This window comes from Spirulina subsalsa CS-330 (genome assembly GCF_028330765.1).
Classification (GTDB): domain Bacteria; phylum Cyanobacteriota; class Cyanobacteriia; order Cyanobacteriales; family Spirulinaceae; genus Spirulina; species Spirulina subsalsa_A.
This window is the reverse complement of record NZ_JAQMTY010000101.1, coordinates 16,630-36,617: the sequence shown is the minus strand read 5'-3', so window position 1 is coordinate 36,617 and position 19,988 is coordinate 16,630. Positions and strand designations below refer to the sequence as shown.

General features: G+C 40.6%; 17 protein-coding genes and 2 pseudogenes. All 19 read right to left on the bottom strand.

What is annotated here, in order from left to right:
• Positions 1-142: 142 nt before the first annotated feature.
• Positions 143-1,288: a DegT/DnrJ/EryC1/StrS family aminotransferase gene (locus PN477_RS06935; RefSeq protein WP_272116975.1), complete on the bottom strand. Its 1,146-nt coding sequence runs from the start codon at positions 1,286-1,288 to the stop codon at positions 143-145.
• Positions 1,285-1,917, bottom strand: coding sequence for an acetyltransferase (locus tag PN477_RS06930; protein WP_272116972.1), 633 nt, complete (start codon positions 1,915-1,917; stop codon positions 1,285-1,287). The genes PN477_RS06935 and PN477_RS06930 overlap by 4 nt, the downstream gene beginning before the upstream one ends.
• A gap of 11 nt (positions 1,918-1,928) precedes the next feature.
• Entirely contained in the window at positions 1,929-2,555 is a 627-nt protein-coding gene (locus PN477_RS06925) for a sugar transferase (protein WP_272116971.1), read from the bottom strand.
• A 91-nt stretch (positions 2,556-2,646) separates the two neighbouring features.
• Positions 2,647-3,804 carry a glycosyltransferase gene (locus tag PN477_RS06920; protein WP_272116969.1) on the bottom strand — a complete coding sequence of 386 codons (1,158 nt, stop codon included), beginning with the start codon at positions 3,802-3,804 and terminating at the stop codon, positions 2,647-2,649.
• Positions 3,789-4,742, bottom strand: a complete 954-nt coding sequence (locus PN477_RS06915) for an NAD-dependent epimerase/dehydratase family protein (protein ID WP_272116967.1) — start codon at positions 4,740-4,742, stop codon at positions 3,789-3,791. Before PN477_RS06915 ends, PN477_RS06920 begins: the two co-directional genes overlap by 16 nt.
• Before the next feature lie 22 nt (positions 4,743-4,764).
• Positions 4,765-6,015, bottom strand: coding sequence for a hypothetical protein (locus PN477_RS06910; RefSeq protein ID WP_272116964.1), 1,251 nt, complete (start codon positions 6,013-6,015; stop codon positions 4,765-4,767).
• A gap of 26 nt (positions 6,016-6,041) precedes the next feature.
• Complete coding sequence (locus tag PN477_RS06905; protein WP_272116962.1) at positions 6,042-7,142, bottom strand: glycosyltransferase family protein; 1,101 nt, start codon at positions 7,140-7,142, stop codon at positions 6,042-6,044.
• Positions 7,143-7,144: 2 nt separating this feature from the next.
• Positions 7,145-7,333, bottom strand: a pseudogene (locus tag PN477_RS20835) (UDP-N-acetylglucosamine 2-epimerase); the annotation flags it as partial.
• 759 nt (positions 7,334-8,092) lie between these two features.
• Positions 8,093-8,668 carry an oligosaccharide flippase family protein gene (locus PN477_RS06900; RefSeq protein ID WP_272116960.1) on the bottom strand — a complete coding sequence of 192 codons (576 nt, stop codon included), beginning with the start codon at positions 8,666-8,668 and terminating at the stop codon, positions 8,093-8,095.
• Between the two features lie 80 nt (positions 8,669-8,748).
• Positions 8,749-9,860: pseudogene (gene wecB, locus PN477_RS06895) on the bottom strand (non-hydrolyzing UDP-N-acetylglucosamine 2-epimerase).
• Positions 9,860-11,053 (bottom strand): glycosyltransferase family protein, encoded by a 1,194-nt coding sequence (locus tag PN477_RS06890; RefSeq protein WP_272116958.1) that lies wholly within the window; start codon positions 11,051-11,053, stop codon positions 9,860-9,862. The pseudogene wecB (PN477_RS06895) and the gene PN477_RS06890 overlap by 1 nt, the downstream one beginning before the upstream one ends.
• Positions 11,054-11,492: 439 nt before the next feature.
• Entirely contained in the window at positions 11,493-12,587 is a 1,095-nt protein-coding gene (wecB, locus tag PN477_RS06885; protein ID WP_272116956.1) for a non-hydrolyzing UDP-N-acetylglucosamine 2-epimerase, read from the bottom strand.
• Positions 12,588-12,679: 92 nt separating this feature from the next.
• Positions 12,680-13,342 (bottom strand): class I SAM-dependent methyltransferase, encoded by a 663-nt coding sequence (locus PN477_RS06880; RefSeq protein ID WP_272116954.1) that lies wholly within the window; start codon positions 13,340-13,342, stop codon positions 12,680-12,682.
• A gap of 345 nt (positions 13,343-13,687) precedes the next feature.
• On the bottom strand, positions 13,688-15,121 hold the full coding sequence (locus PN477_RS06875; protein WP_334310533.1) for an oligosaccharide flippase family protein: 1,434 nt from the start codon (positions 15,119-15,121) through the stop codon (positions 13,688-13,690).
• 119 nt (positions 15,122-15,240) lie between these two features.
• Positions 15,241-16,395 (bottom strand): DegT/DnrJ/EryC1/StrS family aminotransferase, encoded by a 1,155-nt coding sequence (locus PN477_RS06870; protein ID WP_417158768.1) that lies wholly within the window; start codon positions 16,393-16,395, stop codon positions 15,241-15,243.
• A gap of 2 nt (positions 16,396-16,397) precedes the next feature.
• Positions 16,398-16,979 (bottom strand): acyltransferase, encoded by a 582-nt coding sequence (locus PN477_RS06865; protein WP_272116947.1) that lies wholly within the window; start codon positions 16,977-16,979, stop codon positions 16,398-16,400.
• Between the two features lie 38 nt (positions 16,980-17,017).
• Positions 17,018-17,974, bottom strand: coding sequence for a Gfo/Idh/MocA family protein (locus PN477_RS06860; RefSeq protein WP_272116945.1), 957 nt, complete (start codon positions 17,972-17,974; stop codon positions 17,018-17,020).
• Positions 17,971-19,299: a nucleotide sugar dehydrogenase gene (locus PN477_RS06855; protein WP_272116943.1), complete on the bottom strand. Its 1,329-nt coding sequence runs from the start codon at positions 19,297-19,299 to the stop codon at positions 17,971-17,973. Before PN477_RS06855 ends, PN477_RS06860 begins: the two co-directional genes overlap by 4 nt.
• A 57-nt stretch (positions 19,300-19,356) precedes the next feature.
• Positions 19,357-19,779, bottom strand: a complete 423-nt coding sequence (locus PN477_RS20830) for a hypothetical protein (protein WP_417158767.1) — start codon at positions 19,777-19,779, stop codon at positions 19,357-19,359.
• Between the last annotated feature and the right edge of the window lie 209 nt (positions 19,780-19,988).

Sequence of the window (19,988 nt, the reverse complement as noted above, 5' to 3'; positions counted from 1 at the left end):
ATAAATAAACTTCTCCCAGCGCGATCGCCCCCCCTCCCAACCCTAGACTGAGCAGCCCCCCTAACCCGCCGAGGCTGCCGATCAGGAGGGCGATCATTTTCGTTGCTTTTTTAGTCAATCTAATAGCACTAAAAAAGAACGTTTAATTTGAAATGGGGGGGTTTTGATGGGTTTTGTGGATGACGGAGATAACTCGTTCGAGATCGGCATGGGTGAGGTTGGAACCGGAGGGTAAGCACAGACCTTGTTGAAAGAGATGTTCTGCAACTTCACCACCAATGCGATCGCAGTCGGAAAAGACGGGTTGAAGGTGCATGGGCTTCCACACGGGGCGGGATTCGATGTTGTGGGCTTGGAGGGCTAGGCGTAGTTGTTCGCGATCGCATCCAAAGGCGTTGGGATTGATGGTGAGGCAGGTTAGCCAGCGGGTGGATCGTCCGAAGGGGGCTTCTGGCATAAATTCGAGGCCGGGTAGGTGGCCTAGGGCCTGTTGATATCGGGTAAAGTTGTCTCGTCTGGCTTGGACTCGTTCGGCTAGGACTTTGAGTTGTCCTCGACCGATGCCAGCGAGGACATTGCTCAGTCGGTAGTTGTAGCCAATCTCGCTGTGTTCATAATGGGGGGCGGGATCACGGGCTTGGGTGGCGAGGAAGCGGGCTTTGGCGATAAGGTCGGGGTCTTCTGAAACTAACATGCCGCCGCCGGAGGTGGTGATGATTTTGTTGCCGTTGAAGGAGTAGATGCCCATTTTGCCGAAGGTTCCGGGGGTTCTCCCTTGATAGGTTGCACCGAGGGCTTCTGCGGCATCTTCGATGAGGGGGATGTTGTAGTGGTTGCAGGTTTTGAGGATGGGATCGATGTCGGCACTTTGTCCGTAGAGATGGACGAGTACGACTGCTTTGGGGAGTGTGCCGGTTTTAGCCCGTTGGTCTAGGGCGGTTTGCAGGAGGTCTGGATTCATGTTCCAGGAGGTGCGATCGCTGTCGATAAAGACGGGTTTTGCGCCGAGGTAGGTGATGGGGTTGGCAGTGGCAATAAAGGTGAGGGTGGAGCAAAAGACTTCATCGCCGGGTTGGATGCCAATGAGTTGGAGGGCAAGATGGAGGGCGGCGGTGCCAGAACTGACGGCAGCGGCGTGGGTGGTGCCGACGAGTTGACAGAATTCTTGCTCGAAGGCATCGACATGGGGGCCAACGGGGGCGATCCAGTTGGTGTCAAAGGCTTCTTTAACAAATTCGAGTTCTGCTGCTCCCATATGGGGAGTTGAGAGTAAGATCTGTTTTGTCATGTTGAGAAATTGGTTTGCCTAATTTTAGCTGGACAGCCATAGGCTAAAACATGGGAAGGCAAACACTGAATGACCACTGAGCCTGCACCACAGGTGGTATATTCTCCAATTTCAAGGGAAGGACAAACTGTACTACCTGCACCTAAAAACACACTTTTTTTAACATGAACTTGACCACAGAGAGCCGAACCTGGGGCAATGTGGCAGTAGTCATCGATCTGACAATCATGATCAACCGTTACTCCTGTGTTGATGATGACGTGATGACCGATTTGGGTATCAGTGTTAATAACTGCATTGGCCATGACGACAGTACCGGGAGCAATCTTGACTCCTAGGGCAATTTGGGCTGAAGGATGGATCGCTGTGGTGAATAAGTGTCCTTGGTGATTAAGTTTTTCAGCAATACGTTGACGAGTTTGGTTATTGCCAATGCAGATAATCCATTGACTTTGCTCCGCTATCGTGCTGAGGAACTCTGATGCTAAGTGAACAGGGATGCCATGAATTTGCTTTGTTTGAATGGCAGGATTGTCATCCACAAATGCTGTGACTGACTGTTGTTGTTTTTTTAGAATATCAAGAACAACTTTAGCGTGTCCACCACAACCGTAGAGGTATGTTTTCACGGATATAATCTTTATCGATTGGAGGATTTATTGCCTTGGAATTCACTCATGGTGACATGGTTTGCTGCTGAGATTCCTTCCCGTTTAATTACTTTTATAATTGTGAGGAGGAGAATTTTTAGATCAAGCCAGAGGCTCCAATGATCAACATACCAAACATCTAGTTTGAATTTTTCTTCCCAACTAATGGCGTTTCTACCGTTGACTTGGGCCCAGCCGGTAATTCCGGGTTTGACTTGATGACGGCGGGCTTGTTCTGGGGTGTAACGGTCTAGGTAGGAGACTAGTAGGGGACGTGGGCCAACAAAGCTCATGTCTCCTTTCATGATGTTGATTAATTCAGGGAGTTCATCTAGGGATGTGCTACGTAGCCATTGTCCAAAGGGGGGAAGACGTTCGGCATCAGGTAGGAGTTTTCCTTTCTCGTCACGGTCATTGGTCATGGTGCGAAACTTCAGGATATTAAATAATTTACCATTAAGACCAGGACGTTTTTGACAAAATAAAATGGGTTTTCCTAATTTTAACCTTACTAATAAGGCTAAAATTAAAAGAATTGGACTGAATATAACAACAGCTAAAGATGCGGCTATTTTATCACAAGTTCTCTTGATAAATAAATTTACAGAATTAAGCATAATTTAGTTCAGAAGTCTTTTGATGGATAACTGAAAATAGGTTTGAATTATTTTCAATTATTAAGATAAGAATATTTTCAACTATTAAATTTTAACTGAGAACTGCTTCATAAAAGCTTATCAAAGCTTGAATGATTTTTGTTTGATCAAAGTCCTGTCTAGCACGAAGACATGCTTGTTTAGCTAAAGATTGACGTAATTCAAAATTATTGAGAAGAAAAGACATTTTATCAGTAATATCTTGAATATTCCCCGCTTCATGCAATAGTCCTGTTTCTCCATCTACCACTGCATCGGTGATTCCATATATCCTTGATGCCAAGGCAGGCAATCCAACACTAGCGGCTTCAATAATAACATTTCCGAAGCCTTCTCTATAACTGGGTAAACACAGAATATCTGCTGTTGCCATGTATTGTTCCGGTGTATCGGTGTAACCAACGTAGTGCAATTTACTAGAAGCACTTATAATTGATTCAGATTCATGAAAAATTTGGGGCATTAAATTTTCTTCATCTGGCCCTACTAAAAGTAAATGTATATCTTTTTCATCATTAATTAAGTTTCTAACAAAAGCCTTGTGCAGATCCAGAATGCCTTTGTCGTGATTGATACGACCAATAAATAAAAACACAATGGCATTGTTGTCAATATTGAAATTTTGCCTTAATGAGTTGCGGACTGAAGAGTTCGGAGAGAATTTATTGATGTCAACTCCGCAGATCGAACCCTTCCCCAATACATAAGATTTATGAAAACTTACGATATTATTTTTGAGCAAAAACTCTCTCTGAGAGAGACTATCTGCTAACAAATGAGTTGCGCAAAACGAAATTACTTTATCAAAGAATTTGAGCATCCAGCGACTAACCCCTTTCTTTGTAACCCAAACTTGGCCAGTAAATGTATGTATACGGCTAGGAACTCGTGTAAGAAAACCGGCTAGCATGGTGAGCAATCCAGCTTTTGGAGATATTGAGTGAACTAGATCAAACTTTTGAGTTTGAAAAAATTGTATTAGAATACATAATGCTTTTAGATCAGAAATAAAACTAATTTGGCGTTGAATAGAAACTGGCTTTAGTTCTGCACGAATTCCAAGCTCTTCTAGGAGTTTGCTATTGTCAGTATTTACCACAATAGTTACTTCATAACTTTGCTGTATTTTTCTGACTTGAGCAGCAAGAAAAACCTTTAATGTTAATTCGCTAGAAGTTACAATACAAATTCTTTTCAGTTTTTTTTCCATACCTGGACTGTTTTATAAATAGATTCAGATAAAAGACTGTTATGTTGATAACCTAATTCCCGCTCTATTTTAAGAATTGGATATAAACTACGGGTAGTCAAAGCATTTATTCTAGAAGGTTTCAAAGGATTATAGGGAACATATTGTAGAACTTGAGTAACAAAACGTACTAAAGGTTCTGACAATCTACCTTTTGGTGAAGGAACACCTAATGCTAATGCTATAGAATCGATAAACTCTTCTAATGTGCAGTAATTTGATAAGTTATATACTTGATTTCTGGATAGTTCATGAGTTGAAACTAACAAAAGTGCATTTACTACATCTTCAACATGAATATAATTAGCTGAGGCACCAGGTTGACCGATATAAAAAAAATATCCTTTTTTGACCATAGATACTAATTGAAACAAAAATGCACTTGGCATATCCCAACTAAATACGATTGACGGACGAAGCAATGTAGATTCAAAATATCCTTTTGAAGCAGCATCTTGAACTATCAAATCAGACTGAGCTTTACTTTTTTCATAGTCATTAACTGGGTTCAAATTTGATTTTTCACTAATACTACCAAATTGGTGTCTTCCATAAACTCCTACACTTGAAAGTTGAATCCACCTTCCAACATTGCCTTTTGCTGCTTCAATCAAGTTGGCTGTTCCTTCAACATTAACCCGATGCATTTTTTTCTGATCTTTGATTTCAGCAGCACAATGAAATAGAATATCTACGCTTTTTGTAAACGATTCAAGAGAGTTGATATCACTCAAATCACCTTGGTAATATGTTAAATATTTAGAATATTCTGATTTGGCAAAATATTCGTAACTACGGTTATGCCGAGTAAGTAAACGAATATGATGATCATTTTTTAATAAGCGAGTTATGAGGTTTTTCCCGATATATCCTGTTCCTCCAGTAACAGCAATAATCATCTTATTTTCAATTTATTTCAGATCAATTGTTTTGTTTTTCTAAGGGAATTAATTTTTTTGTGTTTTCAAGAGTTGCTAATGCCATAAAACCATTAAGTAGTAGTAATCCATAGGCAGGAACATGATGGCGTGCGGCTGTCCCCCAATTGAGTGTTCCAATTGACCAAATCAGTTCTATCATAAACCACATCATCAAAAAAATATCTCCATTAGTTCGATTAAAATACGATAGTTTAGAGCGATTGGATATATATATAATCACCAAAAAAAGACGAAAATAGTTTTCTATAGATATAACGATATCGAATACATGCGTTACTCTGTTTGGTGTTGGCATTAGTTGGTATGACAAGAATGTAGGTAAAATTGTCAAAGGATTTGTGATTTGAAAGAATGCACCATATTCTGCCCTCGCTCCTTGCAATCCCCTAGCTGCATAAATATTAGCTTCTCGAAAGATTTCACCAGTTTGAAGTTGTTGAATTCTGGGACTAAATGAAAGCACAGGAGTCAATGCAATAGCAATACAAAAAACAAAAACAATAGTTATTAAAAGCCGCTTGGTTATACGGGGAACTCCTCCTGTAAAATCGAAAGATTTTCTATCTACCCTTGTGCTTCCCAAATATATAGACAAGATAACAGAGACTATCATCATAATGATCATTGTGCTATGAAGCATTGCACCAAATAATAATAAAAGTAACACTAGTGCTAGCTTTGATAAAGAATAACCTTTTTTTCTAATTGAAAGACCTAGATAAGCTACACCTAATATGCAAAGACTTTGCCAAACCTCTCTCAATATATAAGATTGATTAGTAATAACTGAAGGGGTTATTGTGTATATAACCAATAAAAACCTTAGCTTTTTGAGTTTTGTGGGAAATATTAAAAGCCAAATTTTGGATATAAGGAACAGGCAAACAGCACTGCCCAGTAATGAGAAAGTATGACTGAGAAGAAAATCTGAATCCCCTAGCTTCAAAGCCCATTGTATTATTGCGTGAATATTTACAATAAACTGTGATCCTGTAAAAAGATATGAAAAACTCCAATCCAATTTGGATATGTCATTAGAGTTTTCTACTGCATCATTAAAGAATGTTATTGCATCTGCATGTGAACCAGGCAATTTGCCATCTAATAATACGTTGACTAAGACTAATCCTAGCCTTAATAACATTGTAAGATAAAATGTAAATCGTAACGAGTGAGGTAGTTTTGCCGAAAAAACAATAACAAAAACAATTAGTATTAATAGTCCAATCATATTAATTTAATAGTCCAATCATTTCTTTAGGTAAGGTTTTTTGACAAGGAATGATAGAGTTTATTTAATAAGATTGCTTTGCTAATAAATGGTTTACTAGCCTCTTGAATCTTATTTTTGCTGATGCTTCTCATTTTTTGAGCAAATTCTAAAATTTCAGAAAAAGAGGGAGATCCATGACGAAAATAAGGGAAGTCAGGAGGTAAAGCAGGATCAGTATAGTTTCCATAAGTTGGCAATCCAAGAGATAAATATTCTCGTGTTTTAAGAGGGCATGCTGCACTCATTCCTTTCCTTTCAAGTGCAAGAGATGAAATACCACACCACATATGTCCCATGATTTTATAAATATCACTTTTGCTTAACTTGCCATGAACAACAAAACGTGAATCATTCAAACAACCTTCTAAATCTTTTGGGCTTACGTTACCAACAATATGAATTCGACATTCAGCATTACTCTCTTTGACCGATTCAAGCAAGAGGTCTAAACCATGCCAATGCGAAAAATTGTGGGCTGTAAATATAAGTTCAGGCAGCAAATTTCGGTGGTCTTCACAAACTAAATCTTCATCTAGATAAATGCCATTTGGATACACAAAACTCCATGGTTCTGTACTGCTTTTTCTGCGGTGCAATTGATGATCTAGTATTTCGTTTGTAACAGCTATTATTCCTTGACATTGATTAAGCGTAGCACTTCCTATCTGTTGCTCTAACAATGAGCGAAATTTTCCCGTAATACCATCTATTTTCAATTCATTTGTTTCTAGTGTGTGATGTACTGTAATAAGTTTTCTAGAAATTTTTTTAGCTAGTTGCCACTCAAACAGGTCATGCACTGAGTGTCTTAAAAGAATAAAGTCATATTTTTTTTCATGTTCAACCAGCCACTCATAGAATTTCTTTCTAAGCTGGTAATAGCGGATTATTTTTTGTGCTGGTAAATTGCCCCAATGGTAAACAACTGAACTCTCAATTTTTTTAGGTGTGTGGAGAGTGACATCCCACTGTAAATCTAACTGTCTTGCAGCGGCTAACTCCCACTCCATTTGATGGACAACACCTATGCTAGGATTCATTGAGACTGCTGCATGAAGTATTTTTAAATGATCTGATTTTGACATGATTAAGGTTGTGGTTTAGATGGTCTGCTGGTAGTAGTGAAGGCGTTAAGAATTTTATCTTGATCGACACCGGCTACTTGGTTCCAACCTGCTTCTACTGTTTCTATCCATTCAGTCTCTTCTCGTAGAGTTATACAGGGGACTTGATGAAAATAAGCTTCTTTCTGAATCCCCCCTGAATCTGTGAGAATGATTTAGGCACTCATTTGTAAACGTTATAAACTAAATAAACTAATATTTCTTTTATGTCTGGGGTTGGGGTGGAACGCAAGACACGAGAAACGGTTGCAGCTTTAATAAATTGGGGTCTAGCACCAACTATGGTGACGCATTTCATTATTAATTAGGAAATTATTTTCCTGTACAGGATGATTTCTTGTGGATTGATGAATCTGCTATTATGCCACAGCAGGGTAAAATCTCCATTAAATAAATGACAACGCTGCTTGTATTGTTGCATTAGTTGCCTAGCTGAGTCATGTTCCACACCCAAATTCATGTAACGTTCATCAATGATTGTACATTCCATCACGACGAGAGGACGCTCTTTTAGTTTCAATGGTTGGCTACTTTTAACATTAAATGTAGAAAATTCATAACAAACTCCACAGCGAAATCCTGCGACATCTGCAAATAATAAGGTTGTATCATAATCTAACCCTGCATCGTCCCAATTTTGAAAAGTCGTTGGTGTTTCCCAGCGTAAGTAGTGTTGACGCCCTCCCCAGCTATTTTGTTCTATTCCTTATTCAGCACAAACTTGTTTGAGAATGTTAAATTATTTTTGGTTTGTCAATGGTTTTTGATAGTTGTTGTAGCTGGTATTTTAACTTATTTAATTGGATAATTTTTTATTTTTGTCTTTAATAATTATGAAAAAGTTTTGCAATTTTTAATAAATTTGTCTGTTTATAATCTATTCATTTTAAAAATTGCAAAACTTCTTTTGTCTATTTTAGGGTGACAATCCTAAAAATAAAAATAGCTGGAACAAATAAGACCAGCAAAGCGATTTTAAACCCTATTCCTAACAATAAATTATCAAAACTCCAGTGTGTACCAGCCCAAATTAATAGAGCAGACAATCCTAGTATAGCTATCGCTGGTTGAAAACGATAAGGAATTGGGTACATTTGCTGCGATCGCCAAAAAAGATAGATTGGGATTATGGATTGGGAAATTAATGTAGCAATGGCAGCACCCATCATCCCCATTGAGGGAATAAGTAAAAAATTCAGAATAATATTTAAACCAGCAGAAAAAGTAATCGCAACTCCAGTGGGTGTTGAAGTTTTGACAATGGCTGGACCAATAGATGCAATATAGGTTAAGCCAATCATCACATAACTAAAGGTTAGTAGTCCCACCACGTTACTAGCACCCAAGTATTGTTGAGTAGCAAATAGCTGAATGGCCTCTGGTGCAAATAAAGCCAAAGCTGTACTGACTAGAGAGGTTAACCATAAATAAGCTAACAATACATTGGCATAAACTTTTTTAGAATCTGCGTGCTGATGAATAGACATGGCAAATGGTCCCCAAGCTTGCTGTTGGCAACCCTACATAGCTTAAACCAATTACGCAAACTGTAGTCATTTACTTTTCTTTAGTATCTTTCTCGATTAGCATCTTTCTCAGTTAACCGACGGAGAACCAGCGTAGCGGCATGACCATTTCCGTAAATTTGAATATTACATTGTTCTATGGATGGGGACTTTAGTAAATCTTGAATATATTTTAAAATTATATTTTTGTCGTTAGATGGAACTAAAGAATTCCAACCCATCTCTACCAGTTCCACCCACTCCGTCTCCTCACGCAAAGTAACACAAGGAACCCGATAAAAAAAGGCTTCTTTCTGCACACCACCAGAATCAGTAGCAATTAAACAGGCGTTTTTCTCTAACATCACCATATCCAAGTATCCTACTGGGTCAATTAGCACTAAGGATTCAGATACTTCTGAGAATAAATTTTCCCTTTCTAGTGCTTTGCGAGTGCGAGGATGAAGAGGAAGCACCACTGGTATTTTCTGGTCAACCTGCATCAGTCCTTGAAAAATAGCCTGAAGGCGTGCAGCATCATCGGTGTTTTCGGATCTATGGATTGTAGCCAAAATATAGCCTTTAGGAGACAATCCCAACTTAGAGAGAATTTGGCTCTGAGTATCAGCTTTCGCTCCATAATATAGAGCCGCATCATACATCACATCCCCAACTAAGTGAACCTTATTTTCGGGAATACCTTCATGGAGAAGATTTTTTACCGCTGTCTCAGTAGGAGCAAACAATAGGTCTGAACTATGGTCAGTCAGAACTCGATTAATTTCTTTTGGCATTTTGCGGTTAAAAGACCGCAGTCCCGCTTCTACATGAGCCACTGGGATATGTAGTTTCGCCGCTGCCAAAGCACCTGCTAGAGTGGAGTTTGTATCACCATAGACTACAACCCAGTCAGGTTGTTCCTGAATTAGAACTGCTTCAATAGCTTCTAGCATTTTACCCGTTTGACTGCCATGAGTACCAGAGCCTATACCTAAATGGTAATCTGGCTGGGGAATTTCTAATTCGTCGAAGAAAACCTCGGACATATTGGAGTCATAGTGTTGTCCTGTATGGACTAATATTTCTGTTATGTCTGGGGTGGAACGCAAGAGACCAGAAACTGTTTCCGCTTTAATTAGGGTCGAACACCAACTATGATGACAATTTTCTTCATTATAAAAGTTGCGTTTTCTCTAAAAGACTATTAATAATTTTTTTAAGTTCTTTACTCTCTTCCTCAAAACAAAGAACTTGTGCGGCTTTATCACTTTTATTTTTAAAATGCATAATTTCTTCTGGCTTTAACTTGTTTAGGAGACTGGCCATTGACTGAGGATTAAATGATTCAGAAATGATACCACATTGATATTCACGAACCAACTCAGCCATATCAGGTGAAGGTCCAATGGCAACCATAAGTCGAGCTTGAATAAACTCAAATAACTTGTTTGGCAGACAGTGCTTCAGATTAAATGTTGTAGGCTCAAAAAGGAATAAGCCAATATCATAGGTATTTAGCATTGGACATATTTCACTAAAGGACACTGGATTCATAAATCTAATAGATGAATATTTTTTCGCAATATTTATTAAACTATTTTTGTAAGATTCATCACCGCCAGAAAGATAGAAATCAAGAGTAAACCGCTGATCTAGAAATTTAAACATCTCAATCATATTTTCTAATTTTCTATTTCTATTGGCAACCCCGTGATGAACCATTTTAATTATATTTGAATTAACTGGATTAGCTGGCAGCGAAATGTAGGTTGGTACACTTCGTATAACTGATGTATGGATGTTAAAAATTTTTATATAGGCTTTAGCTAAACCAGGAGATACCGTAATGACTTGATCGCATAATGGAAGAAAATTTTTACATAGTTTGGTTATGAATTTGCTGAGAACAAGCCGAAAGATGAGATTATTTTCAAATTGTTTGGGATAAAACTCTCTAGCATCAAATAATACTTTACTTTTGTTCTTATTCTTTAATCTAATAGCCAGAGGGAGCATTTCTAAGTTTTCAACCACAATCAACTCAAATTTTTCCCTCATCAATTCATCAGGATTCTTTAAGTTAAATAAAAACTCATTGATACTATTTTGAATGTAAAAACTGGGTATAATTTGGGAGAATAACCTCAAGGACAACCTAGTCAATCTTAGCAGTATTGATCTGGAAGGCTTTTGTATCACAAACGATTGAGCGACTGTTAAATTACCCTTAATTTCAAAAGAAAAAACACTTACGTGAAAAGCACTATTAGATAGCCACTCAATTACTCTACGGGGCCTCGGATTTCCACTTGGATCTGCAAGACACATTACTAAGGCTCGTCTACTAGATTGATTTTCGTTGCTCATTTAACTCCTACTATAACTATATCTAAATCTAAACTATGAACACGAAACAAAATAAGGCTTAACCTGATTTCCGCCGGTTCAGGAACCTAGTAACGAATATTCTTAGTTTTAGCATCCTGGGAAGATGCTAGATTGAGATTTAAATTACAATTTATCTCTATTAACCACAAAAACAATTTACTTTCATAACTACAAAATACTTACGGCATAAGCGCTTTATGGGTTGAAAAGGCAAAAACAGTTAAGAATAGAGAGGAATGTGGCGTTTAAATTATTAACAAACATACTACATTGATCTTGTGAATTTTCTCTCATTACACAAGCCTCAGAATAATATAATTTTTTTTACTGAAAACCTATAATTATTCACGTGCTGGTGTTGACAGCGTACTTCCTGAGTATCTGATAGACAAATATAGGCTATACTACAATCTATCATTTAATGTTGGATTAAAATAGTGACTGTTACTTGGGCGGCTGTACCTGTACCATACAGGAAAGAAACCTCTGGATTAGCACCCGAAGTTTTATCTATACCACTGAGTATGGAAGTCTTAATCGATGTTGGATTACAGGGAATTGCTAAACAATTCCATCCCATCTCCACTAATTCCACCCACTGCGTCTCCTCACGCAGAGTGACACAAGGAACGCGATAAAAAAAGGCTTCTTTCTGCACACCACCAGAATCAGTAGCAATTAAACAGGCGTTTTTCTCCAACATCACCATATCCAAGTATCCTACAGGTTCAATTAGCACTAAGGATTCAGATACTTCGGAGAATAAATTTTCTCTTTCTAGGGCTTTGCGAGTCCGAGGATGAAGGGGAAGCACCACTGGTATTTTCTGGGCAACCTGCACCAGTCCTTGAAAAATAGCCTGAAGGCGTGCAGCATCATCAGTGTTTTCGGCTCTATGAATTGTAGCCAAAATATAGCCTTTGGTGGTCAATCCCAACTTAGAGAGAATTTGACTGTGAGTATCAGCTTTCGCTCCATAATATAGAGCCGCATCATACATCACATCCCCAACTAAGTGAACCTTATTTTCGGGAATACCCTCATGGAGAAGATTTTTTACCGCTGTATCAGTAGGAGCAAAAAGTAGGTCTGAACTATGGTCAGTCAGAATGCGATTAATTTCTTCTGGCATCTGGCGGTTAAAAGACCGCAGTCCCGCTTCCACATGAGCCACTGGGATATGCAGTTTCGCCGCTGCTAAAGCACCTGCTAGAGTGGAGTTGGTATCACCATAGACTAAAACCCAATTAGGTTGTTCCTGAATTAGAACTGCTTCAATAGCTTCTAGCATTTTACCCGTTTGGCTCCCATGAGTACCAGAGCCTATACCTAAATGATAGTCTGGCTGGGGAATTTCTAATTCGTCGAAGAAAACCTCGGACATATTGGAGTCATAGTGTTGTCCTGTATGGACTAATATTTCTGTCGTGTCTGGGGTGGAACGCAAGACACGAGAAACTGTTGCCGCTTTGATAAATTGGGGTCTAGCACCGACTATGGTAACGAATTTCATTATTATTGGTAAATTTCCCTGTATCCTTCCCGATAAAGGCAAAAACGCCGCTTCAATAATTACTTAGCTTTTTTGCCTTTATCCAATATATTTTAACTGGCTTTGAAGTATATATGATAGGGATTCATTAACATATAACCCGAATCGACATAATCATAGTGTTCCTTGAGAAGATTGATAATTTCTTGGCGAGATGATTGATGACAAGATCCTACTTCCCAAAAATGGGCTGAACCGATTTGTTTTGGTAAGTCAACATTAAAACTCATTCGGAGCGGATAAGCAGAATTTTTGGGCAACCTCAAGAATCCGTACAATCCAAATGTTCTTTTGTAATTTGGTAAAGTTAAAAAGAGTTTCTGTCCCAAAGATTTCAAATACTTAATATTATTTTCTAGCCTTTCTAAAGGCATATGTTCTAACACCTCACAACAAACAACAAGATTAAAAGTTTGCCCCCCTAGAAAATTATGAATTTCATCAAGAGGTGCACAAATATCTGGTTCAAGAGATGGGTTTATATCTGCTGTTGTAATTGTATAACCAGCTTGCCTAAAAAAAGTGGAGACAAAACCATTGCCTATCCCCACCTCTAGAATTGATTGTGGCTTCATAGAATGAATTTCATGAATTTGTTGAGCCAAAGAAAATAGCTGTCGTAAAGAAAAGTAGGAATCGCTAAAATAAACTGATTTGGAAAGCGATTTTTCTCGATCTTCTCCTCTGAAAGCGAGTTCATCAATTTTATTTTTCATATTGTTTTCTACTTTGATAATGAATGAACCTTATCTAACAGATTGGGATAAATATTTATTATAGATAGCGACCCTGAATCATTTTGAAAATTGATCGGATGCCATATCATAATAGACAATAACTCTTTGATAAGGGTTCGATCTCCCCAACCCCCCTTTTCACGGGAGGATTTTTGGCTTGGTAAAGCTTTATTGTCTATTGTAGTGCGATCAAAATGCTACCTTTATCCCCAGACATCTTCAATAATTGCCTGTCATTACAGCCGATTGATGCTTTATATCTGATTTATGGAGATGTCTAAGGGCAAAATGATTTAGACCTCCTATATACAGTTCCTAAATCTTTTATTGAAGAATTACACGATATTGATTAAGAATCAAGAATCCTGTTAAGAGCAAAGATGCAACTAATAGTAATGAATTTGATGGAATCAAATTAGTAATAATAATAGGGCTAACTAAAATGCATCCTCTAATAAATGTTTTGCCTGTGGATTTTATAATAATTGCCAATGGATTTCCTGATATTTTGAATATCCATCCTAAAAAAGCTAAATAAGAAAAAGCGCTTCCCAAAGAAAACAAAAAAACAGCTAACTTTAAATCACCTAACGTTGCACCAATTATACAAGAAACGGCACGACACACACACATAATACCCTGTAAAAGCATATTCTGATCTTGTCTTTCTAAGACATTGAGGATAGAAGAAATAGGGGATAAAATGAACTGGAAATACAGCATAGGAGTCATCAAACGCGCAAATATTCCAGCATCATGCCACTCTGGGCCAAATACCCAGACAAACAAATCAGGTCCAATTATAGCCAGCAGAAGTGCTGGAGGCATAGCAATTTGAGCTAACTTTTCATGGACTCTGGCAACAAGTACAGCTAAATTACCTTCTCTACGCGCATCTGCTGCTTTGGCTAAAAACACATTTCCGATCGCTTGCCCCACTAAAGACATTGGTAAGGACAAAACCCGATGAGCTAGAGCATATATACCCGCAGCAGCAGGACTAAAAAGGATAGCAAACAATACTGGCGGCATTTGAGCGCCAATTGTATTGAGCAAACCACCCCAAGTAGAGAAATAAGGAAACTGGCGATATCGCCAAGCAAACCATAACACCTGCTTGAAGCGAACTGCTTTAAACAAATCCCAGCGATTTCTTACTGCTACAACAGCAAGGGAAGAAATCCCTGCTGCTTGACCCACTACCTGACCTAATAAAAGCGCTATAGTTCCAAAAGAGGCTCCACCAAGCTGAACAACGACTGAACCGACTGATTGCGTGAGCTTAGTTCGAGCTATAGCAGAAAATGCCTTAACCCGCAAGCCCCAATAATAGAAAATTTGATAAATACTGCGAAGCAATAAACCCAAGGGCAAAAGCCAGAGATAACCCGCCATTGCCGGAAGATTAACCGCTGTGGCAATTTGTTCTCTAAAGCAGAGGACACCGAGAAACGTCAATAAGCTAATTCCTAGTGCAACAAACAGCCCTAGTACAACCCCATGAACAGCCTCATCATCATCTTTGGCAATTGGAATTGCCAATTCGTAACTAAGACTTGAAACTACGCTAAAAATGCTCAACATGGAGCCAAACACAGCCACTAAACCAAACTGCTCAGTGGTATATAAACGAGTCAGCAGAGGAGCAGAAGCCATAAGAATGACTTGACTCGCCGTTGCTCCCCCTCCCAGAAGGAGTACCCCACGAACAAACGAGCTACGGGGTAGCCAACTTTTTACCACTTGAACAATGCTCATTGGCAACCAGCTAGTATTTTATGAATCGGACTTAACCTTGGATCTATGAAAAGAAGCGGCACATAAGGCCATAAAAAAGTATTTAATATCATAATAATCCGTAAAAATTTTAGTCAAACCTAAATTTTTTGAATCAAATTAGTCACTTTCTCAATATTTTGATAACTCAGTTCAGGCCATATTGGTAAACTCAATACCTCAGTACCCAACAAATTACTCACTGGCATTTTCGGATACTGTCCCTGATAAACAGGCAACTGGTCTTGCGGCACTGGATAATAAATCATCGACCCAATTCCCTGCTCACCCAGATATTTCTGTACCTTATCCCGCTTTCCATTCAAAACCCGAATAGTATATTGGTGAAACACATGACCATCCGCTAACTCTGGATTAATTATTCCCACAACATCTGCCAATAACTCATTGTAAGTTTTAGCAACCCTGCGTCTGCCCTCATTCCACTGCTCCAAATAGGGCAACTTCACCCGCAAAATCGCTGCTTGCAATGTATCCAGACGGGAATTATATCCCAAAACTTCATTATGATACTTCTTTTTCGCCCCATGCACCCGCAACATCCTCGCTACTTCGGCCACATGGTCATCATTGGTGACAACCATACCCCCATCCCCATAAGCGCCCAAATTTTTGGAAGGGAAAAAGGAATAAGCGCCCACATCTCCAATAGTCCCCGTAAATTTCCCCCGCAATGACGCCCGCGTGGTTTCCTGACAATGACCATCACAAGAGGAACAAGTTCCCCAATATCTTGCCCCAAAAGATTGAGCGCAGTCTTCGATCGTCTTTAAACCATGCTCTTGGGCAATTTCCATAATCTGCCCCATCGCGGCGGGTTGCCCATAGAGGTGAACAGGCATAATCGCCTTAGTCCGAGGAGTAATTTTCCCTTTAATCTCCTTGGGGTCAATATTGAAGCTTCTGGGGTCAATATCTGCAAAAACAGGCTTTGCCCCCACATTGCTAATCGACTCAGCGGTGGCGAAAAAAGAAAAGGGCGTGGTAATCACCTCATCCCCTTCCCCAATTCCCAGCGCCCTTAGACCAATCACCAAGGCATCCGTACCAGAGTTGACAGCGATCGCATGCTTCACCCCTAAATAAGCCGCCACATCCTCCTCAAACAGCTTTACATCCGGCCCCATAATGAACTGGCCCGACTCTAAAACACGCTGAATCGCCTCCTGCACCTCATCCTTGATTTGTTCATACTGAGGCCTCAGATCTAAAACGGGAATTTTCATATTATTCATGCTTAATCAACACGCTCTACTACCTGCGCTGAAACCCGACGATACCTCACCCCCTGAGAATCCACCGCCAAACCCGCCGCATCAAACGCCAACACATCCCCATAGGCGCTCATCCAACCGATAATTCTCGCTGGAACCCCCGCCACCATCCCATAAGCTGGGACATCCTTCGTCACCACCGCTCCCGCCGCCACAAACGCACATTCATGGAGCGTCACCCCACAAACAATCGTCGCATTGGCTCCAATACTCGCCCCCCGCTTCACCAATGTGGAAAAATAATCATCACTGGTATTACGAGGAAACTCACAACGGGGCGTTTTTACATTTGTAAACACCATCGAAGGGCCACAAAATACATAGTCCTCTAAAACCACACCCTCATATAAAGAAACATTATTTTGAATCTTACAACCATTGCCAATCACCACATGATCAGCCACCAACACATTTTGACCCAAAGAACAATTCTCACCAACTTTTGCCTTTCCCATCACATGAGAAAAATGCCAAACTTTTGTCCCCTTACCAATTACCGCTCCTTGATCAACATAAGCAGACTCATGGACAAAATAATCAACCACCAACAGCCTCCTTGATTATTGACACAAACAAAAACCGCCTAGTCCTGTCTCGACCGATCCAGGCAACCCTGAACTTTTTCCAAAACTTCCACAACAGCCACACCATTCCAGCCATTAGAGCGAGGCTGTTGCCGAGTCTCCAAGCAATCAAGGAAATGCTCACATTCCAACTTTAAGGGTTCAGATTCAGTAACCTCAGGACTCCAACTGCCCTCATCCCGATTACTCAAATCTTCGTGGATTCCCTTGTTATAAACCGTTACCCGCTGGGATATCTCGTCATAGACCAGCATTTCCCGCTCAGCAATCACGGTTGTGCTACGCTTCATCTCTGGCCAATACCAAGAACAGTGCAAATGCCCCGTTTTTCCTCCCTCAAACGCTAAAGAAACATGAACATCATCTTCAACCTGAGACTGCAATATTGCTTGTCCCTGTGCCTGTACCTCTTGAACAAGAGGATTACCCAATAAAGCCAAAACCACCGAAACATCATGGGGGGCAAACGACCACCACACATTTTCTTCACGACGTACTCGCCCTAACTTCAGCCGCTGTGTTGCCACATGATAAACCTTGCCTGCCTGTCCACTCTGGAGATAATCCCGCATCCAGCGAATAGCCGGTTGATACAACAAGAGATGACCCACCATCAAAATTCGAGACTGTTGATTCGCATACTCCGCTAACTGCCGCGCCTCTGCGCTTTTCAGCGTCATCGGCTTTTCCACAAAGACATCCTTCCCAGCAGCCAAAGCCGTCAACGCCAACTGAAAGTGAGTCGGGGCCGGCGTGGCTAAAACTAGAGCCGCAGCAGAACTGGCTAAAGCCTGCTCATAATCCGTAAACAGAGCCACATGCGGATATTGCTCTGCCACCGCTGCCCTTAACTGGGGATTTACTTCTGCTACCCCGGCTAAAGCTCCCAACTGAGCAAAATTGCGAATCAGGTTTTTTCCCCAATTCCCCGCTCCCACCACAACGACTTGTTTCACAATAGCGTCACCTTCGTTTGATCGCACTCTAAATGCCGCGTAATTCCTCGAGTATCCAGCACCGCTTGAGCCTGATACACAACATTGCCATAATCAAGAGCACGATGATCCGTAGCAATAATTACAAGATCGACAGAACCGATTAACTCATCGGTCAACTCCTGAGAATAAAACAGCTTACCGTTAACCTCAATTTCAGCCACAAACGGGTCATGGTAACTAATCGTTACCCGATCCGCCTGTAAATACTCAATAATATGGATCGCGGGAGATTCGCGCCAATCTCCCAAATCCTTCTTGTAGGCAACCCCTAAAATTAAAACCCGCGATTGAGAAGGTGCAATCCCCAACTCATTCAAAACACGCCAAGCCTTCTGGCGCACGAATTCCGGCATCCGGCGGTTAATCTCACCCGCTAGGGCAATAAACCGGGTTTCAAAGTTAAACTCTTTAGCTTTCCATTCCAAATAATGGGGATCTAACGGGATACAGTGCCCCCCCACCCCTGGCCCCGGATAAAAAGGCATAATCCCAAATGGCTTTGTATTGGCAGCATCAAGGACTTCCCAAACATTGATATTCATGCGATCACACAGCAACGCCAACTCATTCACCAGCGCAATATTCACCGCTCGAAACGTGTTTTCAAAAACCTTGGTTAACTCCGCTGCCTTTGCACTACTAACCGGCACTACATTTTCAATGGTTTGCTGATAAAAGAGCGTAGCAACATCTAAAGATATGGGGTCAGAAGCACCCACCACCTTATTCGTGTTCTTCGTTGTGTAGCGTTGATTGCCAGGATCAACCCGCTCCGGTGAATGGGCCAAAAAAAAGTCTCGGCCTTGCTGCAATCCACTACAAGCTTCCAAAACCGGAGCCATCACCTCATCAGTTGTACCGGGATAGGTTGTTGATTCTAATGTAATCAGTTGTCCAACCCTTAAGTTTTGAGCAATTTGCTCAGTCACGCTCTCAATGTAGCTGAGATTAGGTGTCAGGTTTTTCGTCAATGGCGTAGGAACACAAATGACCACTACATCTAGCTCCGGTAATTGCTCAAATCCCTGAACAGCCCGAATATTTCCCTGCTCCACCAATGTTCTCAGTTCTACATCGCTAACATCTGCAACATAGTTCTCACCTCGATTAACCTTTGCTGCCCGTTGTGGATTTTGCTCAATGCCAATCACATTGAAGCCCACCTTTGCTTTTTCCACGGCAAAAGGTAAACCCACATACCCCAACCCTACAACGCCAATGATTGCAGAGCGGTTGATAATTTTTGCTTTTAAATCCGTAGCAATAGTAGATAAATCAGTCATTCAATAATGTATTAGTTTTTAACAAAAAATTATTGCGAACAAAGAACTTCAAAATGCTTAAACCATTACCCCAAAATCTCGCACACCCGATCGCGCCTTTGCCTGCCGTCGCGTAAACTCCCCCACCGAAGGATTCCCCCCCGGATTGATCACCCCGGTCGCCTGCATCCATAATTCACAGGGAGCTAGTTGGACTTCATAGGTGCGATCGCCCACTTTTCGCACGTAGTACCAGTTGGTTTCCTGGCAGTCATCACACCAAAATGCCTCTAACCATTCTCCCACCAACGGCACTGCCGTATGGGTCGCCACTAGCAATAGCGCCGAGAGCCGATTGATGCCTCGAGATTGTAGCGTTCCCGCTGATTCCGTATAGAGGGAATACTTTTGACTAACGCTGTCGAGATAACAACCGTGATGGGGACAATAGATAGCACGACGCTTCGACCGTTTTCGATTTCGGGCACACCTCTTCTGCACTTCGACCTCCGATTTTACGTCAGACAGGGGGTAAAGTTCCCCAGGGGACAAGAAGGCTGCGGGGAAGGAACTGAGATCATCAAGACCATCAAAGCTCGCTTCAACAGGAAAGTTTAAATCGTAACACTTGTGAAACCATACCGGATCTTTGCTTAAAGGGAAAGGGGAAAATCTCAAAATGGCAGATTCAACGCTGATCCAGCTTGAGA